The sequence below is a fragment of the Pedobacter sp. genome (assembly GCF_965249885.1).
Classification (GTDB): Bacteria; Bacteroidota; Bacteroidia; order Sphingobacteriales; family Sphingobacteriaceae; genus Pedobacter.
The window spans coordinates 1,123,128-1,149,679 of sequence record NZ_OZ252254.1; the positions used below are offsets into that span (position 1 = coordinate 1,123,128).

The 26,552-nt window shown below is 37.1% G+C and carries 22 protein-coding genes; 11 read left to right on the plus strand and 11 right to left on the minus strand.

Going from position 1 to position 26,552, the window contains the following annotated elements; translation table 11 throughout:
• The first annotated feature begins 363 nt into the window (after nt 1-363).
• From ACY2A0_RS04780 to ACY2A0_RS04790, 3 genes are all read left to right on the plus strand, one after another.
• Nucleotides 364-963 (plus strand): sugar O-acetyltransferase, encoded by a 600-nt coding sequence (locus ACY2A0_RS04780; protein ID WP_461788420.1) that lies wholly within the window; start codon nt 364-366, stop codon nt 961-963.
• 90 nt (nt 964-1,053) lie between these two features.
• Nucleotides 1,054-1,842, plus strand: a complete 789-nt coding sequence (locus ACY2A0_RS04785) for a DUF3050 domain-containing protein (protein WP_461791276.1) — start codon at nt 1,054-1,056, stop codon at nt 1,840-1,842.
• Between the two features lie 174 nt (nt 1,843-2,016).
• Nucleotides 2,017-3,282: a DUF5690 family protein gene (locus ACY2A0_RS04790; RefSeq protein ID WP_461788422.1), complete on the plus strand. Its 1,266-nt coding sequence runs from the start codon at nt 2,017-2,019 to the stop codon at nt 3,280-3,282.
• 157 nt (nt 3,283-3,439) lie between these two features.
• Here the strand turns inward: ACY2A0_RS04790 and ACY2A0_RS04795 are convergent, their stop codons facing one another.
• Together ACY2A0_RS04795 and ACY2A0_RS04800 are read right to left on the minus strand one after the other, a co-directional pair.
• Nucleotides 3,440-4,111, minus strand: coding sequence for a DUF6624 domain-containing protein (locus ACY2A0_RS04795; RefSeq protein ID WP_461788423.1), 672 nt, complete (start codon nt 4,109-4,111; stop codon nt 3,440-3,442).
• A 57-nt stretch (nt 4,112-4,168) separates the two neighbouring features.
• Nucleotides 4,169-4,597, minus strand: coding sequence for a YybH family protein (locus ACY2A0_RS04800; RefSeq protein WP_461791277.1), 429 nt, complete (start codon nt 4,595-4,597; stop codon nt 4,169-4,171).
• Nucleotides 4,598-4,651: 54 nt separating this feature from the next.
• On the opposite strand from ACY2A0_RS04800, the gene ACY2A0_RS04805 reads away from it, so the two are divergent.
• The 5 genes from ACY2A0_RS04805 to ACY2A0_RS04825 all read left to right on the plus strand — a co-directional run bounded on the left by ACY2A0_RS04805 (nt 4,652) and on the right by ACY2A0_RS04825 (nt 10,071).
• Nucleotides 4,652-5,053 (plus strand): ribosomal maturation YjgA family protein, encoded by a 402-nt coding sequence (locus ACY2A0_RS04805; RefSeq protein ID WP_461788425.1) that lies wholly within the window; start codon nt 4,652-4,654, stop codon nt 5,051-5,053.
• A gap of 105 nt (nt 5,054-5,158) precedes the next feature.
• Nucleotides 5,159-6,250: a vWA domain-containing protein gene (locus tag ACY2A0_RS04810; protein WP_461788426.1), complete on the plus strand. Its 1,092-nt coding sequence runs from the start codon at nt 5,159-5,161 to the stop codon at nt 6,248-6,250.
• A 59-nt stretch (nt 6,251-6,309) separates the two neighbouring features.
• A complete protein-coding gene (locus ACY2A0_RS04815) occupies nt 6,310-7,788 on the plus strand; it encodes a P-loop NTPase family protein (protein WP_461788427.1) in 1,479 nt (492 codons plus the stop codon).
• A 64-nt stretch (nt 7,789-7,852) separates the two neighbouring features.
• Nucleotides 7,853-9,106, plus strand: a complete 1,254-nt coding sequence (locus ACY2A0_RS04820) for a metallophosphoesterase (protein WP_461788428.1) — start codon at nt 7,853-7,855, stop codon at nt 9,104-9,106.
• A gap of 74 nt (nt 9,107-9,180) precedes the next feature.
• Complete coding sequence (locus tag ACY2A0_RS04825) at nt 9,181-10,071, plus strand: UbiA family prenyltransferase (RefSeq protein ID WP_461788429.1); 891 nt, start codon at nt 9,181-9,183, stop codon at nt 10,069-10,071.
• A 6-nt stretch (nt 10,072-10,077) separates the two neighbouring features.
• Here the strand turns inward: ACY2A0_RS04825 and ACY2A0_RS04830 are convergent, their stop codons facing one another.
• The 4 genes from ACY2A0_RS04830 to ACY2A0_RS04845 all read right to left on the minus strand — a co-directional run bounded on the left by ACY2A0_RS04830 (nt 10,078) and on the right by ACY2A0_RS04845 (nt 16,895).
• Nucleotides 10,078-12,321, minus strand: coding sequence for a hypothetical protein (locus ACY2A0_RS04830; protein ID WP_461788430.1), 2,244 nt, complete (start codon nt 12,319-12,321; stop codon nt 10,078-10,080).
• Nucleotides 12,322-12,431: 110 nt separating this feature from the next.
• Nucleotides 12,432-13,121, minus strand: a complete 690-nt coding sequence (locus tag ACY2A0_RS04835) for a response regulator transcription factor (protein WP_461788431.1) — start codon at nt 13,119-13,121, stop codon at nt 12,432-12,434.
• A 196-nt stretch (nt 13,122-13,317) separates the two neighbouring features.
• Entirely contained in the window at nt 13,318-14,988 is a 1,671-nt protein-coding gene (locus ACY2A0_RS04840) for a sensor histidine kinase (protein ID WP_461788432.1), read from the minus strand.
• Nucleotides 14,989-14,999: 11 nt separating this feature from the next.
• Nucleotides 15,000-16,895 carry an alpha/beta hydrolase family protein gene (locus tag ACY2A0_RS04845; RefSeq protein WP_461788433.1) on the minus strand — a complete coding sequence of 632 codons (1,896 nt, stop codon included), beginning with the start codon at nt 16,893-16,895 and terminating at the stop codon, nt 15,000-15,002.
• A 290-nt stretch (nt 16,896-17,185) separates the two neighbouring features.
• Between ACY2A0_RS04845 and ACY2A0_RS04850 the strand changes: the two genes are divergently transcribed.
• From ACY2A0_RS04850 to rfbC, 3 genes are read left to right on the plus strand one after another with little or no spacing between them, the layout of a single operon-like run.
• Complete coding sequence (locus tag ACY2A0_RS04850) at nt 17,186-18,994, plus strand: tetratricopeptide repeat protein (protein WP_461788434.1); 1,809 nt, start codon at nt 17,186-17,188, stop codon at nt 18,992-18,994.
• Between the two features lie 14 nt (nt 18,995-19,008).
• Nucleotides 19,009-19,311, plus strand: a complete 303-nt coding sequence (locus tag ACY2A0_RS04855) for a DUF4286 family protein (protein WP_461788435.1) — start codon at nt 19,009-19,011, stop codon at nt 19,309-19,311.
• A gap of 32 nt (nt 19,312-19,343) precedes the next feature.
• Nucleotides 19,344-19,898, plus strand: a complete 555-nt coding sequence (gene rfbC, locus ACY2A0_RS04860) for a dTDP-4-dehydrorhamnose 3,5-epimerase (RefSeq protein WP_461788436.1) — start codon at nt 19,344-19,346, stop codon at nt 19,896-19,898.
• Nucleotides 19,899-19,962: 64 nt separating this feature from the next.
• On the opposite strand, the gene ACY2A0_RS04865 is transcribed toward rfbC, so the two are convergent.
• The 5 genes from ACY2A0_RS04865 to ACY2A0_RS04885 form a co-directional block, all read right to left on the minus strand.
• Nucleotides 19,963-20,805 carry an OmpA/MotB family protein gene (locus ACY2A0_RS04865; protein ID WP_461788437.1) on the minus strand — a complete coding sequence of 281 codons (843 nt, stop codon included), beginning with the start codon at nt 20,803-20,805 and terminating at the stop codon, nt 19,963-19,965.
• Nucleotides 20,806-20,874: 69 nt separating this feature from the next.
• A complete protein-coding gene (locus ACY2A0_RS04870) occupies nt 20,875-21,537 on the minus strand; it encodes a DUF2461 domain-containing protein (RefSeq protein WP_461788438.1) in 663 nt (220 codons plus the stop codon).
• 153 nt (nt 21,538-21,690) lie between these two features.
• A complete protein-coding gene (locus tag ACY2A0_RS04875) occupies nt 21,691-21,966 on the minus strand; it encodes a hypothetical protein (RefSeq protein ID WP_461788439.1) in 276 nt (91 codons plus the stop codon).
• 25 nt (nt 21,967-21,991) lie between these two features.
• A complete protein-coding gene (locus ACY2A0_RS04880; RefSeq protein WP_461788440.1) occupies nt 21,992-22,219 on the minus strand; it encodes a hypothetical protein in 228 nt (75 codons plus the stop codon).
• Nucleotides 22,220-22,344: 125 nt separating this feature from the next.
• A complete protein-coding gene (locus ACY2A0_RS04885; RefSeq protein WP_461788441.1) occupies nt 22,345-26,364 on the minus strand; it encodes a S8 family serine peptidase in 4,020 nt (1,339 codons plus the stop codon).
• Nucleotides 26,365-26,552: the final 188 nt, after the last annotated feature.

Here is a 26,552-nt window from a genome sequence, read left to right on the forward strand (position 1 = left end):
GCCCCGCTATTTATTTTAAGGTTATTGTTAGCGAAAATGATGCGCTGGTAGTACTGTATTTACTTTAACAAACCTCATTGAATTGAAATACTTTTCGAGGCAGCTGGATTACACTTATGAATTTTAACCTTTATCCGTCTTTTGTTACAATAGTGAAGTTGAGGCTTCCCCGCATTTAAAGCTTTTTAAGTTTTTTGGCGGCAAACCAAAAGATCGCATCGAAAAGCAGGATTAAGGTTACCGTGAAAGCTGAGAATTGTTCCAAAAACAAACCTCTAAAAAAACACCGAAATATCATAAAAGCAAAAACTTTCTACAGCAAATCGCTGCTTCACTAATTTTGCGGCATCATATCAAGCGGAAATGACCGAAAAAGAAAAAATGCTAGCTGGAAAAGCTTACCAAGCTGGAGACAAAGAACTATCGCAAGATAGACTAAGAGCTCGTGAAATTGTTTTCGAGTTCAACAATTTGCCGCCGAAGCAGATCAAGCAGCGTAAAAATCTTATCAAAAACCTATTTGGTAAAACAGCAACCATGTTCTACATAGAGCCGCCATTTAGATGCGATTATGGCTATAATATTGAAATTGGCGACCATTTTTACAGCAACTTTAACCTAACGATCTTAGATTGCGCTAAAGTAACAATCGGCAGCCATGTTTTCGTTGGTCCCAATGTATCCATTTACACAGCTGGCCATCCGCTACATTCGCACTTGCGGAATCAAGAGTACGAATGGGCACAGCCTATTGTTATTGGAGATAATGTTTGGCTTGGCGGTAATGTAGTAATTAATCCTGGCGTTACTATTGGCAGCAATGTGGTGGTAGGTTCTGGAAGCGTAGTAACTAAAAATATTCCCGACAATGTATTTGCCGCCGGCAATCCTTGTAAAGTAATTAGAGAAATTACCGATGCAGATAAAGACTTCTACTATAAAAATTTTAAACTGGACGAATAAAATTGACAGGATGAAGTTCTGAAAGCTTCTGAAGTATACTCAGCCTAAATCCATTCAAAATTAAACTTCGTAATTACTTAAAACACACACATGAACTCACAAATAGAGAAAATAAATGTTGAAGCTGCTGAATTAAAAGCGCAAATTGTAAACCATAACGTATACACCCAAATCAGCGACTTACCCGAACTTCGCATATTTATGGAACATCACATTTATGCTGTTTGGGACTTTATGTCGTTGTTAAAAGCCTTACAAATTAACCTTACTTGTACTACCCTCCCATGGTTTCCTGTAGGCAATGCCAAAACTAGGCAGTTAATTAACGAAATTGTAGCTGGAGAAGAGTCAGACTTGGATGAAAAAGGGGAAATTAAAAGCCATTTTGAGTTATATCTTGACGCTATGCAACAAGTGGGAGCCAATACTAAACCAATTTTAACCTTTATCAGTTCGTTGCAAAAAGGGGCAACATTTAAGGAAGCTTACGCACAAGCCAGCGTTCCATTAGCTGCTCAACAATTTATGGATAGTACGTTTGCCGTAATCAACGCCAATAGACACCACGCTACCGCAGCGGCGTTTACATTTGGCAGGGAAGACTTGATTCCTAACATGTTCCATCATATGGTAAACGATTTGAATAGCAAACACCCAGACCAAGTAACCATTTTTAAATACTATTTGGACAGGCACATTGAGGTAGATGGCGATCATCATAGCCACTTAGCCTTGGAGATGACAAGTGAGCTTTGCGGTACAGATGACAATAAATGGCTCGAAGCTTCAACAACCGTTAAAGAAGCATTGAAACAGCGCATTAACTTATGGAACGCGGCCTTAGAAGCCATACAGCATCAAGCAGTAGCTATTGACTGAAAATGGTTAGCTGCGAAGAATGTTGACATATAGTAAAGTTGCCAACGATTTCAATTTTTGGCGGCTGCTAGTCAAATCTTGAAACCAGATTGTAAAATGATTTTGAGTTCATTTACATACTGAAATAACGATTTTTCTAAATTTTAGGTTATCTTCAAATTAAGATTAACCTATATGAGTACAACCGCTAGTTCTAGCAAATCGTTAAAAACTGGGCTTTACGCTGCAGTGGTAGTTTTTTTTGCCTACACCATGATTTTCGGCTACCGTAAAACATTTACCGTAGCTACTTTTGAAGGATTAAATATTGCAGGTTATAGCTATAAAACTATCTTAGTGATTAGCCAGATGCTTGGCTATTTACTCGCTAAATTTTATGGCATTAAATATATTTCAGAACTAAAGCGAACTGGCCGAGGTAAAATTATCCTCCTCCTTACTGGAATTTCTTGGATAAGTTGGCTATTCTTTGCTATTGTTCCCTTGCCTTACAACATCATTTTTTTGTTTGTTAATGGCTTTCCATTGGGAATGCTTTGGGGCGTGGTATTTTCATACGTAGAGGGACGAAGAAGTACAGATTTTATTGGAGCGGCATTGGCGGTGAGCTTCATTTTTGCTTCCGGATTTGTAAAATCTGTAGGTGCCTGGTTAATGGGCGCCTTTAACATCTCTGAATTTTGGATGCCTTTTTATACTGGCTTAGTATTTTGTGTTCCCTTGATGCTATTTGTGTATTTGATGGAAAGGATACCTCAACCTAGTGAAGAAGATATTGCCTTTAGAGCTGAACGTGTAGCTATGACCGCTAAAGACAGAAAAAAATTTATAAATGATTTTTTGGGCGGCATAATTGCCTGTGTGCTTATTTACTGTTTTGCCACTATCTTTAGAGACATTAGAGATAATTTTAGTGCTGAAATGTGGAAAGAGATGGGGTTTTTCAATCAGCCCGCACTATTCTCTAAAACCGAGACACCAATTACCTTAATTGTGCTAGTACTGATTGGCAGCATGGTAATTATTAAAAAAAACTTTATAGCTTTAAAAACCGCCCATTGGTTTATTGTTATTGGATTTGCAATTGCAGGCGTTTCTACCCTAATATTTAAATACAATCATATTAGTCCAATTGCTTGGATGACTTTAGTGGGACTAGGTTTATACATGGTTTACATCCCTTTCAACGCCATCTTTTTTGACCGACTAATTTCGACTTTTAAATACGCAAGCAATGTGGGTTTCCTCATTTACATTGCCGATGCATTTGGTTACGTAGGCAGCATTGGCGTTTTGCTAAGTAAAGAGATTTTTAAAGTGAAACTGAATTGGGTTACTTTCTTTTCAAGCAGCGTAATGATCTTATCGGTTGTTGGTGTGCTGCTTACTTTTTACTCCCTGTATTACTTCTCGAGAAAATATAGGAAGATAATGCAATAGAATGTTCACCTCTCGCAACTGTAAAGATGGCCATAAATTCGTCATTATGAGTTTAAGCATCGATACGGAGTTTAAATTAGAGATATCGGACCGCAATGGAGGAAACTATTAACGGAATAGTCGAACTCTCTTAAACGTAGGCGTTGGTTTAATGCATTTAGTTTGGCTCAATTTGCCATTCGCTGCGTTGTACCGATAACGGAGAAAGACCTACTTTGGCTCTTCTTTGGTCAACTTGATTTGGATTATCAATTGGCAAAATATAGTACTTATTTGTCTTCTCATCAAATCCAATCTGCGTTCCATAAATTTGCTTCTTCCCCTCCTCTTCAGCCACCCTATCTTCTAAAAAGGCTAAATCTTTGGCCGATGCCGCATGATTTTTCACTGCCGCTCTCATTAAAGGAAGAAAATATTTACGATCACTTTTGGTTGCATGCTGTATCACTAAAAAAAGCGCCATGTTACCTCGTTCTCCAACTAAGTCTGCGCTTAGCCAGCCATACTTTTTAATGATGCGCTTAATCACAATCAAATTGGCCGAATCATTTCTAGCAATCTCCTTACCTAAGTTTGCTACTTCAACCGATTTAATGCCGTATTTTTCGATGTAAATGGATACTTTTTCTCGTGATTTTTGATCATCGATATAAATTTGATGGAGATCATTTGTTAACTTTTGCCTATCTCGCTCGCTCAAAGCAGCCTTTTGATCCTTCGAATGGTTAGTACACGCGGTAAAAAAGAGCACAAGAAAAACAAGACTTATGTCAGCTAATTTAAAGCTCATCGCTAGGGAAGATATCATGTATCTTAACTGCTTTTTCATTCGAAACACATTGGAGAATTGATAAGAAAATCTCCTTAGTCGGGATAGTAAAAAAGACTATGAACTGTGATCCACCACCACTTTCCACGCTCCGTCAATCTTGCTCAACAACAAGGTGAAATATCCTTTGGGCTCATCTTTATCCCTTTTTAAATTCCAACTTCCCAAAACAAAGGCTTTATCTTTTGCTAAAAATTCCACCTTCTTAATTCCGAAAGTTAAAAAGCCCATTGCAGTCTTATCAGGATAACCTTTTTTATAATTATCTAGTGTTTTTTGCCAACCATACGTAGGTCCGCTTTTACCAACAAAAAGCAAACTGTCGCTTTTCCAATAACCCGCCATGTAATCATTCATATCACCTCTGTTCCACGCTTGTCGCTGATTTTCAAGCACCTTTAAAATTTCAGTTTTATCTTTTGCTGTTTGCGCAAACACAACATTAGTACAAGCAATAAGCAACACAAATATTATTTTTCTGATCATTTTCATTTAATTCAAAATCTAGTTTAAATTAGGTTTTTAATTTTAGCTCGCCAAATGGAGAAAAAAGAAAACCGATTTAGGTTTGAGAAAAAGAGCTTTTTTATTGCTCTAGCTATATTTGTGATTGAAGTTTTAATTGCGCTGTACATCAGTGATAAATTTGTACGCCCTTACGTTGGCGACGTATTGGTTGTTATTTTAATCTATTATTTTGTAAAAGCATTTGTTAAAATCTCTACCTGGCCATTGGCAATTGGCACCTTGCTGTTTTCGTACCTAATAGAAACGTTGCAGTATTTTCAGTTTGTGAAATTGATAGGTTTAGGTGATCATAAATTAGCCAACATCGTTATTGGAAATTATTTTGCTTGGGAAGATTTATTAGCTTATACAATAGGAATCATCATTGTTGTAATTATAGAAAGAAGAAATATTCTAAGCGATCAATTAACCTAAAATTGTGCTCCAAGCCGATCTCGGCAATTTCTAAATATTATGACATCCTGCTTAAAAAAATAACCTTCTGAAACCTTTAACTTAGTTCCTACGTTAATTTATAGAATGAAAGGTTATCAATTTTCAAAGTTTTTGCCTAACGAACTTCCTAAAGGTGGGTTTGATGAGATGCTAAAATTATTTACGCAGCTTTTGAATTACACCGCTGGTGATGCTGGAGAGGCATTGGCCTGGATGAACGAGTTAGACAAACAATATAAGTTCACCAATAACGATTATGGCATGGGTGATTTTATAGAAGATTTAAAAGAAAAAGGTTACTTGAAGGAAGAAAATGGAGAAACCAAAATCACTGCAAAAACTGAACAGACCATTCGAAAATCGGCTTTGGAAGAAATTTTTGGCAAGCTGAAGAAAGCTGGAAAAGGAAATCATAACAGTAACATATCGGGAATTGGGGAAGAAAAAAACGCAGATAGGCGAGAATTTAATTTTGGTGACAGCTTAGACCAAATTGACATGACAGCCTCTATTCACAATGCGCAAATTAATCATGGCATTGGCAACTTTACCCTTACAGAACGTGATTTGGAAGTGGAAGAAAAAGACTATAAGACACTTACTTCTACTGTGTTGATGATCGACATTTCACATTCTATGATCTTATACGGCGAAGACCGCATTACACCTGCGAAGAAAACCGCTATGGCATTGGCCGAATTGATAAAAACTAAATATCCTAAGGATACGCTGGACATTGTCGTTTTCGGTAACGATGCTTGGCCAATAACCGTAAAAGATCTACCCTACTTACAAGTTGGCCCGTACCATACCAATACTTTTGCAGGACTAGAACTAGCTACCGACTTGTTGCGACGACGAAAAACACACAATAAGCAGATTTTCATGATCACCGACGGCAAGCCGACCTGCTTGAAAGAAAACGGCCGATATTATAAAAATAGTGTCGGATTAGATAGAAAGGTAATCAGCAAAACGCTTAATATGGCGGCACAATGCAAACGATTAAATATCCCCATTACAACTTTTATGATTGCCAAAGACCCCTACCTACAACAGTTCGTAAGACAATTTACGGAAATTAATGGCGGCAGGGCATTTTACAGCTCGCTAAACGGCTTAGGCGAGTACATTTTTGAAGATTACATTAAAAATAGAAGAAGAACAGTTCGGTAGACGGAAGTCAGATGTCCGAAGACCGACGTATAACGTACTACTTATAACTTACAACTTAAATGCAAGCAAAAACTTTAGGCGAATTAAAAGCCACCTCATACCAATCCATAAGTGTTAAAGACGAGCTTAGGCAAAACTTAATTATTCAGTTACAAAATAAAGAAGCCGGTTTCGAAGGAATTTTAGGCTATGATGAAACCGTGATACCGGAGTTACAAACTGCCATTTTAGCTAGGCACAATGTACTGCTGCTTGGCTTAAGGGGCCAGGCAAAAACACGTATTGCCCGTTTAATGGTAAACTTACTGGACGAGTATATACCTTACATTGAAGGAAGCGAAATTTTTGATGATCCGCTTAATCCAATATCGTGGTACGGGAAAAATGAAATTGCCACCAAAGGTGATGACACGCCTATTGCCTGGTTACACCGCAGCGAGCGCTACACCGAAAAATTGGCTACTCCAGATGTAACCGTTGCTGATTTGATTGGGGACGTTGACCCTATTAAGGCAGCTAACCTTAAACTCACTTACAACGATGAAAGGGTAATTCACTTTGGCTTAATTCCAAGGGCACACCGCAGCATATTTGTAATTAACGAATTACCAGATTTACAAGCTCGTATTCAGGTTGCATTGTTCAACATGCTACAAGAAAAAGATATTCAGATTAGAGGTTTTAAATTGCGTTTACCTTTGGATATTCAATTCGTGTTTACAGCAAATCCAGAAGATTATACCAACCGTGGTAGTATTGTAACTCCGTTGAAAGACAGGATTGAAAGTCAAATTTTAACGCACTATCCAAAAACTATCGAAATTTCTAGGAAAATCACTTTCCAAGAGGCGAAGCTGACTAATGAGCAGCGCCTAATTGAAGCTGATGGATTAGTAAAAGATTTAGTGGAACAGGTAGCTTTTGAAGCTCGTAAAAGCGAATACATCGACCAAAAATCTGGGGTATCGGCTCGACTAACTATCTCTGCGTTTGAGAACTTAATTAGCAATGCCGAAAGGCGAATGTTGGTGAACAAGGAGAAATCAACGTTTGTGCGTATCTCCGATTTTAGTGGAATTATTCCTGCGGTAACTGGAAAAATTGAATTAGTATACGAAGGTGAATTGGAAGGCCCTGCAAAAGTAGCCCATACACTTATTGGAAAGGCAATTAAACAAATGTTTGCCAAATATTTTCCTGATCCTAATAGGGCTAAGAAAACCAAAACAGCCAACCCGTTTGCTCAAATTACGGAATGGTTTACCGATGGAAACACGGTGGACATTGATGACAACCTTACCTTTGAGAATTATAAAAAAGAACTTAAAAAAGTTCCGGGATTAGAAGAATTGGTAAAAACGTTTCACCCTAAACTGAGTGAAAACCAAACCTTATTACTAATGGAATTCGTTTTACATGGCCTTTCGGAATTTTCACAGTTAAATAAAAATTACCTCAACGGTGGATTTGGCTTTTCTGATATGTTTGATAGTTTATTCAATGCTGATTTAGATGATGAGGACGAAGATTTCGGATAGGATATTTCCGATGAAACAAATAACGTTACTATACATCTAAATAAAAACCATTAAAATTGCCCAAATGGGAAGAACGATATTTTTAACGATACTTTGCTTCGTCGTTGTTTTATTAGACATTTATTGCTACTACGCCATAACGGCTGTTTTTAAAAAATGGAAACCAACTACAAAAACCATTTTTAAAAGGACTTGGTGGATCATCAACATCGGATTAATTGTAGGTGTGTTTTGCGCTATCTACCTTAATTTATTTTTAACAGCTAGAGCAATTATATTGGTTGCATTCTTCTTGCTTACAGCCGGCAAAATAGTGATGTTACCATTCTTATTAATTGATGACTTGCGAAGGTTAGTCATTAAAATTTTTAGGAAAACCGCGAAAAAACCAACTCAATCGACCAATGAAACTTTGCCAGGTGAACCTATTAGCCGTTCGTCATTTTTAGTAAAGGCGGGCTTAATTGCTGGAGCTGTGCCCTTAAGTTCATTAAGCTGGGGAATTATTTCCGGAGCATACGATTATCAAATTCGTAGAGTGAACTTAAAACTTCCAAATCTTCCAGCAGCATTTGATGGAATTACGCTAGCTCAAATTTCTGATATCCACTCAGGAAGTTTTTACAATAAAACGGCTGTGCAAGGCGGAGTAGATATGCTTATGGCAGAAAAACCAGACTTTGTATTTTTTACCGGCGATTTAGTCAATAACCTTACCAGCGAGGTGAAGGATTACCAAAATATTTTCAGTAAAGTTAAAGCGCCATTAGGGGTCTATTCTGTTTTGGGAAATCATGATTATGGTGATTATTATTTCGGAAAGGGCAGCTCTCCTGCTAAAGTTAAAAATCTAAAGGACATGATAGCCACTCATAAAATTATGGGATACGATTTATTGATGAATCAAAACCGGAGATTAAAAGTTGGCGGGGAAGAAATCGGTATCGTTGGGATTGAAAATTGGGGAATGGGCCGTTTTCCTAAGTACGGGAAAATGGAGCTAGCCATGCAACACATTGATGATTTACCTGTAAAACTGTTATTGTCCCACGACCCTTCACACTGGCGTGGCGAAGTACTAGAAAAGTATAAGGATATTGATGTGGCTTTTGCCGGACATACACACGGCATGCAATTTGGCGTACGCCTGAAAGAAATGCAATGGAGCCCAGTTCAGTATATCTACAAAGAATGGGCAGGCTTGTATCGCGAACAGCACCAGCAACTTTATGTAAATGTTGGATATGGATTTTTAGGTTATCCCGGACGTGTTGGGATATTACCAGAAATTACGATATTTACTTTAAGCAAAGCTTAACATTACAGGCGGCGTTAAACAATTATGTGTCATCCCTTTATACTGTAATCCATAAGCTGTAACTCGCTACAAAAATGTTCAAGAAATTAAGTTGTGCTATATTAGATTTTTTACTATTCAGCAATTTATTTATTGCCATTTGCGCAGTTGCACAAGGCTTAGTCACCTATCATTTGCTAAAAGCAAAACCTAGCGGGCATGTGCTAGCCTTTCTTTTTTTCTCTACACTGCTGATCTACAATTTAGCGGTGCTACTGGCTAAACCGAAAAACCCACAAAACTCTCCATTTAAACGCGTGAGATGGATATTTGCACACCACAGGTTAACAATTTCTACTACATTAATTGCTGCACTATGTCTAATTCCTTTAGGCCTGCTGTATTTAAGTTTTGAGGCTAAATTATTAATGGCGTTTGTAGGGCTGTTGGCTATTGCTTACAACATCCCGTTTTTAACCCTACAAGGGAAAAAAATTGGACTAAGAAACATTCCTGGCATTAAGCTTTTTCTAATTGCCTTTGTTTGGGCCACCAGCTGTGTGCTTTTGCCTATTGTTGAGTTAGAAAGTACCGTGCACATTCAAATTCCATTAAGCGAAACGGTTTTGCTAGTAGCTAAACGATTTCTGTTTATTTGCGCCATCACAGTTCCATTTGACATTAGGGATCTATTCCAAGATAAGCTTTATGAGTTAAAAACAATCCCTGTTATTTTAGGCGAAAAAAAAGCGTGGATTTTTTGCCAAGTTTTGTTACTGGTGTATTTACTGCTTTTAATTTTATTTACGCAGGGTGTAACTATAGATGTAATTGCATTGGCTTTAACTGTAGTTTTAACAGGGTGGCTGATCTTCAAATCCAATATCAAAAAAAATGAATACTTCTACTTTTTATATCTAGATGGAACTATGCTTTTACAATACATAATGCTCATCTGTTTTACTTATCTGAGTACTTTTATCTGAAAGCAGTTAATTACTGATCTTTAAAAAGGAAAAGAATCCAGATTTATTCCAAGTTAATTGTCTTTTCAAAACTTCACTATTTTCTGGCTGGTAGAGTTGAATTTTTGCCAAAGCTTTTTTCGCTTTCCGAATATTTCCTAAGGCATAATTGGCATCAGCGTAGCGCAATATAACTTCCAGGTAAATGGTATCAAAGCTCCAACACGAAATCGAAAAAATATCCATAGCTACTTGTACAAAACCTAAACAACTCCGCCAATTTTTAAGCTGCTGATGACAATGAGCTAATTTACTGCATAGCGTTACAAACTCTAGATCACTTAACGATCTATGTTTATAGTGTAGCTCAAACACAAAATTTAAATCGCTTATCGCTCTTTCGTACTGATCAGTATTTGCTAATGCAATACCTCGTCTGTAATAAACCTGCTGTGCATTTTCAGAAAGTAAAGCTCCCCCCGTTAATGCCAAATAATTATTAGCGCAAGCAATACATTGTTTGTCATTATTTAATTCAAAATATCCCTGCATCAACATTAACCAGGTAAAGTGGTCATCTGGGTTCCTCTGCAGCTGTTTCTGCCATATTTCAATGGCATGTTCTATACTTTTATTTTGTAGTAAATGAGCTCTAAGGTGCTGCAATTGCACATATTGTTCTTTCAAAGCCTGTTGTTGGCCTTTATTTGTAGTTTTTCCACTAGCACAACGTTGATCATATTCTTGGTCGAGAATAGTTAATATAATTTCGGCTTGTTCCTTATTACCTAAATTAAAAAAAGCTAAAGCTTCCCTATAACGTAATTCTAAATAATCATCAAATGTTAGCTTTCCTTTTTCTTCCTTTAGTACTTGCTGAACTTTAGAAATTGCCTCTGAGTATCGTCTTAAATGCATCAAAACTTTGCTCCAGTTGTTTAGCTGTTTCCAAAATGGATGAAATGAATAGCCAATTCTATGTACTCTTTCGGCTTCCTCATAATTTTTTAATTCCGCCAATGCTAAACCGTAATTATTACAACAAGTAGCAAAAAGCGGCTTATCGTTATTTTTTGATGAGCCTAACTGCTTAAAGAAATACGAGCAAAACACATTAAACGATTGTGCATATAACATGGCTCGATTTTCCAAAAACCAAGCAGCATTATGCGGATTTTTCAATTTAAGTTCTGTATTTTGAAAAATTAATGCGGCATAATAGTAGTTTTTAGCATCATCAGTTGGTAGCTCCTGCAACGTATGCATCTGTTTTCTTGCCCTATACGTTGATTCCAAATACCAGCAAACATCAAATGCGGAGCCGCCAAGCGACATGCTTTTTTGAATGTATGGCAGCGCTTCATCGTAGCCTTCCGCATTATGCAATTCGGCACCGTAGTAATGATAAAGCACATCCCAGTCTGGATAAACCTTTAAAAGCTCTCGAATAAAGTTGAGGTTATCTAAAGGATTTTGTTCAACCATGCTACCAAACACTTTGGAAGCAACCAACTTTGCGTGGACTAAGTTTTTATTGACAATACCACTCTCTATCAAACTTTTAATTTGTGCATAGAGCTCGCTGACTTCTTTAACGGGAACATTTTGATTTGCTGAAAAAAATTGGATGGCAGCCGCTCCTCCAAAGTCATATGCTTTATGTAGAAAAGCCAACTTTGATATCTCTGCATACTTCAGTGCGTCATTATGATGATAGTCGAAACCTCTTTTGAAAAAATTAAGTGCCAATTCTGGCTCATTCATTTCATTCAATGCAATATGTGCCTTTTTCAGGTACACTATTGATAAAGCCGAATCAAGCTGCGACCGATCAGCTGCATGAACTAACTTGACTGTAGAAATAAGTTTATCATAGTCATTTAAGGCCGCAGAGAAATTCTTCAGCATTAAATAAGCTTTTGCCCTATAATTTAATGCTTCAATTTGCTGAGTAGGAGTTGCCCATTGTAGCCAGCCATCACAAAGCTCAATTACTTTATCAGCATGATCTTTTATAATAAAAACGGCAATATGGATACCGTAATGCAACGCTTCGTACTGAGTTGGATTAATTTCCAACACTTCTATAAAATTACTATAAGCTTCTTCGAATCTGTTATATTTCGTATCAGAAATTTCAAAAAGACACTTTGCCCTCAATAAGGTAAGCTCAGTATTATTGACCGGATGATTTAAAAAATCATTGATATGCGCAAGGCATTGCACATACTGGCCCGACTCGAATAAGTCAAGTAGATATTCAATTTTCATAGGTAGGTTATGTCTGGTAAAAATAATCTTTTTTTAAACTTATAAAAAATTATTTTCACCAAACTCCCTGGAATAGAGGCAGAAGTGTGCTATTAAGCGTTAACCCGCTATTAAACGGCGTTAAATTTATAGCCAATTCCTCTAACAGTTTGTAGCAACTGCGGATTATCCGGATTGGCTTCTATTTTTTTACGCAATCTAACAATGTGCATGTCTAAGGTTCTAGTGTTGACATCAGAATTATACCCCCAAACTTCCAGCATCAAGTCTTCACGACTAATCACCTGGCCTGGATTTCTTAAAAAGTATAGCAAAATTCTATTTTCGAGTATAGTCAGTTCAATTTTCTTACCATCCCTAAAAAGCGTATGGATATTGGGGTGATGCTCCATATTCGCAAAGCGATGAATTTCAGAGCGTTCAGCATTCAGCAAAAACTTAACTTTACTATCCAACATCGCCATCAAAACATCCATATTGAATGGTTTAGTAACATAATCTGATGCTCCAAACTGATAGGCATCAATTTTATCAACGTCCTGCGCTTTGGCAGTCATCATAATCACCAAACCCTCAAATCCTTGTTTTCGTGCTTCTTCGCAAACTTCTGAGCCTTCTTTACCTGGCAACATCCAGTCTAACAGTACAATATCTGGTTTCTCTGATGCTATTGTTTTAATTGCGCTATCACCATCACTTTCCTCTAAAACATCATAGCCCTCTGCTTTTAATCTCATCGCAACTAAAAAGCGTAGGTTCTCATCATCTTCAACTATTAATATCCTGATATCTTTTGACATATTTTTTAAATTTTGACTGAGCAATTTTGAATGAGTAAATCACACTCAGACAAAGCTTCCCAATTCGGTTATTATTCTAAATTTTGCATGATTGATTTTGAATGTTCACGCCACGGCGATAATTTTAATTTTGGAGGATCCGCTAAAAGATTTACGGCCAACAAAATTCATTCATTCAATCATTTTTTCATTTCAATTATGGTACAAATGGCAATACAATTTTAAATTCCGTACCCTTATTTACTACGCTGCGGACACTAATTTCACCCTTCATAAAGTTAACAAGTTCCTTGCAAAAAGCCAAGCCTAGTCCAACACTGCCTGATTGGTTATACTGGTTTTGTACCCTATAAAATTTCTTAAATATGTTATCCATTTCAGATGCAGGAATCCCAATGCCAGCATCTTTAAACCTTAAAACAATTTTATCCTTAATTAGGCGAGCGGTAATGTGTAATTTCTTTTGATTGACGGGCGAATATTTGTAAGCATTTTCCACTAAATTATCAAACAAACTTCCTAGCAGTACTGGGTCGGTTGTGAAGTGCGTAAAATCTGTTACTTCATACGTCAACTTAAAATCTGGATGTTTTAACTGGTGCACATCAATGGTACTTTCAATAAACTCAACAATATCTACCCTATCTGCATTTAGTTTAATGGCCTTGTTTTCAATTTGGGTAAAAGCCAATAATTTATTCATCAATCCATTGAGTTTATCGGCTTCTTCATCTAGTATTTTGCCATAAAGCTTCTGCTCTCGCTCGGAAATAACAGCAGCACTTTTAATATTATTACCAGCAATTTTGATCACGCTAACAGGAGTTTTAAATTCGTGGGTTAAATTGGTGATGAAATCGTACTGCAATTTGAACATCTTGTGATTGATATTCAAATTTCGATAGATTAAAAACGCCACAAGTAATAACAATCCATAAAATATCAATATCAGTGCCGCAATAGGAAGAAAGTAATTAAATATTTCCTTTTTTATGAAAGATTTAGCGGAGATAAAATAGAGCTTATACGCGGAGAACGGGCCGCCAAGTGTAATTTCTCCCGTTACATATTCTGATGATGTTTCTAAAGGATCATAAGTTACAGGCTCTATACGAACCGACTGGTAGAGTAAAGGGCGGTTGTTCTTGATCTTAATTTTCAACGGATCTAACTCAAATGAAAGCATATCTTGCTGATAAATTGGCTCCGTTGGCAATTTATCGTTAATCATTTGTTTGTATACTTTTAAATCTTCGAATCGAGGAATATTGAAATAGTCAATTCGGTTAGGCTTAATATTAGAAAAGTTGCTGAACAAATCTTCCTGCGAAGGTGTGCGGGTAGTATCAAGTTTGTTCACAAAAGTATATAACTTCAATGCCAGCTCGTTGAAGTTTTCAAGTGTAGTGTTGGAAGCTATTGAATTTGTCCCAAATATCTTTACCGAATCAGCAGGAATGAACGTGCCAAATTGGTACACGCTTTTCATACCAACTGAAAAATTACCAACGTTCAGGCCATTTTCTTCGTATCTAGCATTTCTAACCTCGGCATCAAAAAAAACAACCCGTTTTACAAAAGGATATTTCAATAAAATAGTATCCACAAATTTGGAGGCCGTTGCCGAATCGAGATAACCGTTATAGTAAGAAATCTCCGGAATTTTATTAAGAAAGAAATCGTTGTAAGGCTTTATACTCTCTTCGAGTACGTTAGTTTTTGCTGATACAAAATCACCCTCTATTTTCTTTGTACTAAAATTAAATGCTAAGAATAGCGACAATATGAACAAAACGGAAATTAATCCAATGAAAGTAACTATCAGAGAGAAATTTTTACGGTAACCACTTTCTTTTGCCGATGCCATTAATTACTTTTTTAGCGCTTTCTTAAATTATCTTGCAAAAATAGCTCAAGAGCGGCATAAGATTTTTTCCGTGCTTCTTCTCTATTTAAAGCTGTCCTGGTTTCTTCCTTTTCTAAGTAAGTTACTGTCAAATTAAGTTTTCTAAGTTCTTTAACAAACTGAACCGCATCGTTTCCATTAATACGTGGATCTTTAGAGTTCTGCGTTATAAATATCGGAATTTTCACTTTACTGGCATGAAAAACCGGAGAGGCTTGTCGCATATATTCTGCATCTTTATCAGGGTTTCCAACAATTTCGTAAAACATTTGCAGATTAGCAGTTAAGAATGGAGGTATTGTTTTCAGGTAACTGAAAAGGTTAAGCACACCTGCACTTGAGCCTGCACACTTGTACATTTTCGGATTAGCGACAGCACTATTTATTGCTACTAAGCCCCCGAAGCCGTAACCATAAATAGCCACACGTTGTGGATCAGCAATTTTTTGATCAATTAACCACTGCACGCCAGCATCTACGTCTTGCTGTATCTTTTGTCCCCACTGCTTAAATCCCGCAGCGTAAAAATCTTTACCATATCCAGTTGAGCCCCTATAATTTACCTGCAAAACAGCGTAGCCCCTATTGGCCAAGAACTGCACGTCAGCATTAAACCCCCAACTATTGCGTTGCCCTGGACCATTATGAGGTATCACCACTACCGGCAAATTTTTAGCCTCGATACCCAAAGGAAGCGTCAAATAGCCATTAATTCGAAGTCCATCATTTGTTACATAACTGATCGGCTTCATTTCGCACATTTCTTCTTCGTTAATCAACGGATTGATATCACTTAATTTCTTTAGAAAATTACTTTCGGCATAATAAAGATAGTAAGCCCCTGGACTACGATCAGTAAAAGTCCTCACAATAAAATGTTGTTCTTTTTTGTCGTGATGAATGATCTTGGACTCTGCATCCGGAATTAGCTTTTCCAGATTTTCAAATATTCCTTTTGCGTCTTCGTTGAGGTAATGCTTCTCTTTTTTCCAGGTTTCGTACACAACGAAGTCCATTTTGCCTCTACGTTTAGAGTATTGAGCTTCTGTTACATTTAAGGTATCATCTGCAAAAAGTACATTTTTTTCTTTACCATTCGTGCAATCTATCTCCACCAAAGCATTTTTATTCCTGTTTACATTAGAGATCGCATATATGGTGTTTGCTTGAGTTTCAGAAAAAGCCAAGGGCCACAACGTTGTCTTGAAATTATTGGTAATGATTTTTTTAAAAGGCATGCTTTCATTTTCCCGGCACCAAAGTGATTCGTTAACACCATCAGTCGAGATAGCCATACGCAAACTTCCTTTACTATCAGTTAACCAATCAGTAAAATTTCCCGGATTTTTGGCAGCTATGGTCATCTGTCCGTTGCGTACATTCAGTTTGTAAACGTCAAACACAGTAGAATCTCTTTTATTACTTGATACCAACAGAAATTTGTCATCAATTAGCTGATCCTCCAACAATCGCACTTTACTTTTCTCATCTGCATTTAGCAAGTGCTCGCCGGTACCATTTTTATTAACAATGTACAAATCAGTTTGAAACCTACTGCCTTCCTTTTCCTTGTAATAAATAATTTCGTCGTTACTTACCCAAGCATAAAAGTTGATGTTACGTTCTTCCAACTTAGAAACCTCAGTAATTTTACCTTGTTCTAAATCTTCCACTATCAAATGTTGTTTCTTATCTTTTAGTGTAAGATAGGATAGATATTTACCATTTGGTGATAACCTATACAATGCCCTGTCCTGTGTTTTGAAAAAATCATTCACAGGAATTTCCCTTACTTTTTTTGTTTGATTGCAGGCAAAAATTGCTACCACCACCAATAACCATACATATTTCTTCACGGCAACCGTCATAGCACAAAGTTACGTAACACCAAGCCCCTTAAGTTCATTAACACTAATATTGTTACTTTAGTATCGCTAGTTAAGGCAACATCTTTAATTGTAATTTATCAAATAAAACAAAAATTGGCGTTTATGTAAAAAACGCAGCGTAACATTTAAAATACAGTTTCGCTTATGCCTAAATTTAAGTTTTAATCGGAATAATAACGGTAAAAACTTACTTTTAACATTATCATTTTGCAGCTGACGTTGTAAAGCGTTAAGCTATTTTTATGTTTGTGAATTAATTTTTCTTGAAGATGAAGTACTTCTTATCTGTCTTATTTTTTTGCTCTTGCTTTATCACCGTTAAAGCACAGGACAATATTGATGAGGCTTTGGCATACCAATATTTTCAGCAAGCAGAATATGAGAAGGCGGCAAATTTGTTGGAAAAGCTATTTAACAGAAGTAAAAACGATAGTTATTTCGATTTGTATTTCACTTCGCTATTGAAAATTAAGAAGTATAACGATGCAGAGACTCTTGTAAAAAAGCTTATCAAGCAATACCCACAAAAACTAAACTATCAAATAGCGCTAGGACGCATTTATCAAGAGAATGGCAAAATTGCCGAAGCGAATAAAATATACTATGCTGCCATACAAAATTCGCCTAAAAACGAGTTTCAGTACCGCGATTTGGCCAATTCATTCTATCGGATTGAAGCTTACGATATGGCTGCCAACACTTTTTTACAAGGTCGAAAAGCTTTGGGAGATGAGCTGCTATTTACATTCGAACTTTTAAGCATTTACAGATTTAAAAAAGACAAACTCGCATTAATTAACGAATATTTAAACGCTTTACCTGCTAATCCGCAGTTACTCCCACAGGCTCAAAGTGTACTAGCCAACCTATTTGAAGATAACAGCGATTATCTACTATTACAATCCGCTTTGCTAAGAAAGCTGCAAAAACAGCCTGACATTGAGCTATTTACCGAGTTGTTAATTTGGCAGTACATTCAGCAGAAGGACTATGAAATGGCGCTTAGACAACTAATAGCACAAGATAAACGCACCAAAAACTCGGGAAATTTACTTTTTAATACCGCCAACAACTTAGTGGCCAACAATGCATTTGCTACCGCAATAAAAGCTTACGAATATATTGTAGCGAAAGGCCCCGAAAACGAGTTGTATTTACCAGCTAAGATTCAACTTATCAACGCTAAATATGAACTTGCCATACAAGGCAAAATTGAGCAGCAAGCAATTAAATTGTTAGCAGACGAATTTCTGCAAATTATAAAACAATATGGCATCACTAATCAAACCATTTTTGCCTTAAAGAAACTCTCCTATTTACAGGCTTACTATCTAAATGATTTTTCAGCAGCAGAAAAAACCTTGGAACAGGCCTTAAACTTTAACAATTTGCCCGCAGCGGAAATTGCAGAACTAAAGATTGAGCTAGGCGATATATACATTTTGAACAAAGAACCTTGGGAGGCCATATTAGTTTATGAACAGGTGGCTAAACAATTTGATAATTTGCCGGTAGCTAGCGATGCCCGTTTTCGCTCTGCAAGACTGTCATTCTATCAAGGTAACTTTAAGTACGCCAAATCACAGGCAGATGTCTTAAAGGCTTCAACGTCTCAACTAATAGCTAATGATGCACTCAACTTGAGTTTATTAATATCGGATAACTTGCAAAGCAAAAACGACAGCTTAGCCTTAATGATGTATGCTGATGCCGAACTATTACAATTTACTAACAATAGTACTGCAGCGCTGAAAAAGCTCGACAGCATCGACATCGTTTATCCGAAAAATAGCTTAACAGATGATATTTTAATGGCAAAAGCTAGAATATTTATCAAAATTAGCGACTTCGAAAAAGCTGAAATAAATTTAAAAAATTTGATTTCACAGCATTTTACCAGTATCTGGATTGACGATGCCATATTCACATTGGCTGACATTTACGAGAATAAACTGAACAACATCGATGAGGCTAAAAAGCTGTATCAGCAATTGATTACAGATTTTCCTGGAAGTATTTTAAATACAGAAGCGAGAAAAAGATACCGTAACTTACGTGGCGATAATTTGGGGACTTAATGTATCTTTGCGCCATGTTATTATTTAACGTTACTGTTATCGTAGAGGAGGCTTCAGCACGAGATTTTTTGTCGTGGATGAAAGAGATCCATATTCCGAAACTAATGGGTACCGACTGCTTTGTCTCCCATCGTTTACTGCAAATCAAAGATTCGCCGAATGAGGGCATAAGCTATTGTGTTCAGTTTATAGCTGAGAATGAAGCCGCCCATCAAAGCTTTTTAGATTTGCATGAACAGAACTTCATAGCAGAAATGTATAACAAATACCCAAAAAAATTAGTTACTTTCAGTACACTGATGGAGTTTGTAGGCTAAACAAACATAAGTTAAAAATCTTATCACCGAATATGACAATTATTGAAACGCCCATAAAAGATTTGCTAATTTTTGAACCAAAGGTTTGGAACGACAGCAGGGGCTATTTTTACGAAAGCTTTAGTCAAAAAACTTTTGATGAAGCGGGTATCGAAGCGGTATTTGTTCAAGACAATCAATCTCTTTCGCAAAAAGGAACACTTAGAGGATTACATGCTCAATCTGCACCTTTTGCACAAGGAAAATTAGTAAGGGTATTGCAGGGAAAAGTAATTGATTTTGCTGTTGATATTAGAAAAAATTCGCCTACTTACGGGCAACACTTTGGCATTGAACTAAGTGGTGAAAATCACAAGCAACTTTGGATTCCTCCTGGGTTCCTACATGGTTTTTTAACACTGGAAGATCATACCATTTTCACTTATAAAGTCACTAATTATTACGATAAAGCATCAGAAATTGGTGTAATATGGAATGACCCAACGCTTAACATCGATTGGGCAGCACATTTAGATGCTGGCGAATTCTTGCTTTCAGAAAAAGATTTAGTTTTGGGCGATTTTGCCTCCTTTCAATCGCCTTTTTAGTTAAAAAAATGGCCACAGATGCACAAATGAAATCTGTGTATCTGTGGCCTAGACTCTTTTATTTTTACTGCTTAATTAGGTTGTAAAGCTCATCCAACTTAGGCGACAATACAATCTCGATTCTTCTGTTTTTGCTTCTTCCTTCGGCAGTAGCATTATCTGCCAAAGGCTGAAATTGCCCTTTTCCAGTTGCCGTCATTCGTACGCTTTCCACTTTTTGTTCGTCGGTTAGAAAACGTACAACAGATGTAGAACGCAATACACTTAAATCCCAATTGTCTTTAATTTGACCTAAGTTATTGATTCGCTGTGAATCAGTATGTCCTTCAACTGCAATGTTGATCTCTGGCTGTTGTTTCAACACTTCTGCAAGCTGCGTTAATGCTTTCTTGCCATTCTCATCAATAATAATACTTCCCGAAGGAAACAAAAGTTTATCCGTTAAGGAAACATAAACCTTTCCATTTTTAACTTCAACGGTTAAACCGCTTTTGGTAAAGCCAAGCAAAGCCTCTTGTAACTTAGCTCTTAATTGGTTGGTCGCTTCGTCTCGCTTGCGCAATACTTCTTCTACTTCTTTTAGTCGTTGCTCACGTTTTGCCAAATCTCCCGTAAGCTTATTAATTTCCGAAGAGCTGTTGTTTCTTAACCTGGCATAGTTTGCGTCCAAATCACTATAACGATCTTTCAGGTCAGCTAGCTGTTTGTTGAGCAACGCTGTATCTGCTTGTAAACGTTTAATACGTTGCTCCAAGCTTTCATTTTGTGTTTGTGCATCGTTCCAACCAGTATTTAGGGAATCTTGCTTAGCCAAAAGCGATTTATATTTTTTTGTAGACAGCACCACGCATGAGCTTAAGGTAGCCGTTAACAAGAAGAGCGCCATTAAAAGGTTTAGTTTTTTCATTTTTATTATCTGTTTTACTTATATAAACTATCGTAAAACGATAGTATTTCACGTTGAGTACGCTATGATTTATTGTTCAACCGCTTTACGCAAAAATAAAACGAAAGGCTGAATAACCTTGAAAGCATTTATCAACTTATCCACGATATTGTCTTTATAGAACTCTTCCTCCTTCAATGGATAAACGGCAATAAAACTTTTCAGTTTCAGGTAATTAATCATCGGATGATCTATTTCGTAGCCCTTTGGCGCCTTTTTCAAGGTGTCTTCGGTACTTAATGCGTATATATTTTTGAACGACTTTTCATTGATGATTTCAACAAATTCATCGCCACTGTAATCTATTTCTTCCCGTATTTTTTTCAACACGGCACTTTCCGGCATCCAAAAACCTACGCCAAAAAAGCAATTGTCCGGCTCTAAATGCAGATAGTAAGCGGGAGTATTTGGCCCGTATCCCTTCACATCAAATGCAATTCCGTAGTTCTTTTTGTAAGGTGCTTTATTCGGACTGAAACGAATATCCCTATAAATGCGCATCAAACATTTTTTGGGATCTGTATCAGCAGAAAATTGCGGATCAATTGAAGCTAGTTCTTTAATGAGCGGGCGAATCAGCCCGTAAATATCAAGCTTAGCTTCCTCGTATCGAGGCTTATTTTGAGCAAACCAATCTCTATTGTTATTATCTACTAGTTCCCTTATAAAATCGAAAGTTGTTTTTTTTAGCATATCAAAAAACCTATTGAATTGCCACTAATGTAGCAATTTAATAGGTGCTTTAGGAAAATTTAAAGTTTTTTAACGGGTTTAAGACATTTACGATAATGCTTTCCAATAATAATCAGGACTTACGACCGGTCAGTTACCTTTGTTATACGCCCACTATTGTATTACAAACATCAATACGATAATTGACATGGTAATCACGCTAGATGCAACGTTATAAAAGTTAGCTTTTTTCTTAACCAAAAGTTGAAACGTAGCGAAGGCAAATAAGGCAACTACCACCAAAATCAGAGGGATGGTAATTAGCTCGTAAATTGCTCCAATGATGGCAAAATCTAATTTCGCTACTAGACCTGTAAATGCAAAAGTAAAGTAAATTAATAGACCAATACTGGCCAAAAATATGTTCTTTGATAGTGCTTGATTTTTCATTTTTGCGTTAATTTAAGTTAGTGGATTATTTAGCTCGATAGTTCCTATACCAAACCACCCCTACAGTACTTACCAAAAGAAAAGGGATGGCTAACAGATATATCACACCGGAGTTTAAGCCCTTAGTTTGTGTATTACCATTTTTCACCCCCATTTCGGCGTTAGCCGTACACATGGCACACTGCGCATAAGCAGTAGGACGAAATGATGCGCATAGAAATATGAGCAGAAGTATAGCAAACATCTTTTTCATATGGTAAAAATAACACATATGCATCAAAAATTTGTTCATCTTTAGGTAATTAAAATAAAAAGAGGCCATCGAATGATAGCCTCTTTGCGAACTAATTTAAATCGCACGATCTCTTTCGATCATTATTACAGCTTAATGAACTTTACAAAATTTGATTTGACATTTGCTTCACTACTTTTAATTTCCAATAAATAAGTTCCTGGGGAAATACCAATCACATCCATTTCGTAACCTGAAATAAGCGCAGTTCCTTTAACTTTTTCACTTTTTAGTCGCTTCCCAAGTAAATCGATTATATGAATACTATAGTTTGCTTGACTATTGGCCTCCGAAGATTTAATTTTAAATTTATCCTTTACCGGATTTTCGTAGAGAATTACTTTCGAACTCTCTAAATCAAAATTAACTTGTGCTGATCCTATATCGGTGGTTTTGCCGTCATTATCAACCTGTAAAAGCTTATAATAATTATTACCAATTATTGGGCTTCTATCAAAGTAAGTATAATTTTTTGTAGCGTTAGGTAAGATTTGAGCAATAGTAGTGTACGAAATCCCATCGAGTGAACGCTGTAACTGAAACTCTTTATGGTTTGTTTCTGCGATTGCGGACCACCTTAACTGTATTCCGTTATTTATTTTTACTGCGGCAAATGGTTTACTCAATCGAAGGGGTAAAACTGTTAAGGAATAAGTTTGCGAGGTAATAGTTACGCCAGTAGCTACCGTAACCTTAACATAGTAATTACCTGCTTGCGTTGGTTGATAGGTATCTTGTGTTGCCCCATCAATTGGATTGCCGTTTAAGTACCATTGGTTATTATTTCCGATAGGTGAGGTTAATACTCCTGACTGCTCAGTTATTATTAAATTAGACAACGGCACGGCCACCCTGGAAGTAGTTTCTCCTAAAGGTTTTGCTTTGATGTTATAGAGGAAATAATAAAAATTACCCATATTAAAAAATGAAGTTCCGTTATGAGAGATTAACGATAATCCACCCGAACTAATCATCGGATAGCCAAAAGAATAGTTTGTACTATTGTTTCTGAACAAGGTAGCACCGTTATTAAACTGAGTTGAGATGTAGAAAGACCCTGCGTACGGAAATCTAATATTGACATTATAAATCTGCCCGGCGTCACCCGCAACATTATCGGCATTAGTGGATGCATCCGCTGGATTACGTGTGTTACTAACGCTAATGGTTGAAGTAGATACCTTGGTGCCTGAGTTTGAATCAAAAACATCGAAGGTAACTGCCCCAGGATAGCCCACATATAAACGGGCACTTTCAATTAACATAGCAGAGCTAGCGTTAAAATTTAATCTTAAATCTGTTTGTACATAGTTTCCCGCATTGCCAAAAGCCGCTTTGCTAGCAGGTCCGAATGCTCCGATATACTCGTTTAGTGACGCATAATAAGTATTATTTGCAACTGGCGCCGTATTAGTTGTCGACGAGTTGGTTTGCATAAACGAAGAGCTGGCGTTTTCGGAGCTAAACCAAGAAACATTACTTTGACTCGATTTTAAATAATATGTGCCTGAAACGTCGGTAAAATAAGCTTTCGTGTCTGCTAATGAAGGGGGAGCAGTAAAGGTAACAGACTTCGTTGCTTTATCATCAATTGTAACAAAGTCGCCTGCGAGCGTTGTTACAGCTTCGAGCGTGTAATTCACATTTGGCTGAGCATCAAAAGTACCTTGTACTAAAAAGGTTGTTTCTGCTCCACTAGCTATAACGCCGTTAAATACTTCGCTAATGGTATTAACTACTGTATTTCCATCTTTTATCGTGACGGTAAAAGGGATTGCTGACAGCGTGTTAGTACCGAAATTCTTGATGGTAAGTTTTATTGTTCTTGCGGTGCCTGCCGCATCCCCTTGAGCTGGATTTACTATTTCTGTTACGCCAGCATTAATAGAAATGTCTTTAAATTTAACGCTATAATCCTGAGTTTCACCTTTGGCATAAGTTCCGCAAGGAAGCACATCGCCAGCAGATGAAGTTTCATTAAGTACAATCCTCAAACGAGAAAAAGTATTAGGAACAATATCAGCAGGTACTACTAGGGAATTGGTAAAAGTGCCATCAGCGGCTATCACTTGCGAGGTAGCTACCAACTCTCCACTGTCGTCAAAATCCCCGTCGCTGTTCCAGTCCACAAAAACCTTTGCTATTTTATTTTGGTTAGTGCCGCAGGTACCAAGTGAAAGGCTTAAATTATAAGTTTTGGTGCGCTCTAATTCAATTGTTTGGGAAGTGAAATCACTATAAGAAGTACAAGTTGTTGACGGACTATTATCGATGTTTGACAATTGAAAGTTGATTACTTTAGCATCTAGATTAGACGTTGGGGCTGAAGCACAATACGTATTCCCGCCTACTCCTGTAACGATAAGGGAGAAGGGTTGACTACCACCCTGCAGTGAATTTTTATGAGAAACAGTAATGGTATAACTTTTTCCAGGAATGGCATTAGCAATATAAATCTGTTCAACATTATCACGGAAATTATCGCCGTTAGTAGCGGCCGCGGATGGATTCGTTGGATCCAAAACCCAAGGCGAATATGTATTTCCGTCGCTCACTCTTATGTCTAAATCATTGACTAGTCTAAGTGTAGAATTGTCTAATGCATTTGCTTCGGCAATAGGAACTGCCGCAGGATCTGTCCAGCTTATAGTTGCAATTAGCGGCCCTGCACCGGACGCTATTACATTAGTAGTATAAGTTTGACCATTATTAAGTGTTTGCTCGCTAATTATAGCTTTACTACCCTTTTCCAATATTGCCTTTGCTGCTTTTTCAGCATTCAACAATCCCCACCCGAACATATAATCAGGCCCTAAACTTGTTCCGGCCTCACTTGTCGTTGCGATAGCAAGTCCTTTTAAAGTTGCCGCCTTCATGTAGGCATTATTTCTTTGAAAGTATAGCTCCTGTAATAAAACTAAGGTTCCCGTTGCATTTGGAGCGGCCATCGAAGTACCAGAAGAATTTGCATATTTATCGTTGCCGGAGTCTACAGTAGAAAAGACATTAACGCCATCTGCAACTAAGTCAGGCTTTATTCTGCCATCATCCGTTGGCCCCCAAGCACTAAACGATGACATGGTAATATCTGACGTAGAATTTGCTCCATTTCTTAACCCATTAACCGCACCTACGGTTAAAATATTTTTTGCACAGGCGTAGCCGCCCATGGTATCATAAGCATCATTACTACTAATTCCAGCGGGTCTAAACCCAGCATTAACCATCACATTGCTCGCATTATATCTATAATAAAAACTTCCCACAGGAGGGCCATTAGAAATTCTATAATTACCTGCAGATTTCACCATGAGGTAATAAGGGGCGCTAAATGCAATGTTGTCCCAAGCTTGAGAAGTACTATCGTAATAACCGAAATTAAAATCTTCATTTTCACCAGAACGGCCTAAAAACTCCCATCTATTTCCTTGATCACTATTCTGTATCCAACCTGCCACAACTCCGTAAGAATGATTTGAGAGTATTAAATTTGAGGCCACCGCCGACATTTCAGCAACGTCATTATCAAAATTATACGAAAGTAATTGAGGCAAACCAAAAGCCATGCCCTTTGCTGTCAAATTTACTCCCGAAGCTGCAATGGTTCCAGCAACGTGGGTACCATGGGAAGAAGTGGCCACATTGTCTACAACAACGACTCTGCTACCAGCAAATTCCTGATGTGTAGATAAAACAGCACCTCCATCCCAAATAGCTACTTTATTGTTTGGTATGGTACTTCCATTTAAACTGAGCCCTAAACTACCACCAACATACAACTTGTTAGCACGTGTTGTACCAGATGCAACTTCGTTATCAGTAGTGTAATAAATCGGATATCCCGATTCATTAATCCCCATTAATTTCGTCACCTTGCCTTGCTTGGTAATTTGTTGAGTTAGCCAACCTTTTTGCTTAGCTAAATCAAAAGCTATTTGGCGTCGTCTTTTAAACAGCTTAGATTGCTCATCAGCATTTTTTCTTAAAAACTCGGTATTTGTTTTGGCTTTATCTTCTCCTTGAGAAAAAACTGATGTAGATATGGCATTAACCCCCATGAAAATAAGGGCAATACCAACAAATTTGCTGGTAGTTGTAGATTTCATATGTTCTTCGTAGGTATTGACTTACCCCAATAGATAAGACAGGTTAAATGTATTAATTTTTAGAAAACAACTACAAACTTTTCCCTAAAAATCATAGCCGAAATATGCGTAAAACTATATTGTTTTAAAAGAAATGCTCCAAAACGATGATTATTTGACATAAAAAAGGGAGCCAATTCAAGCTCCCT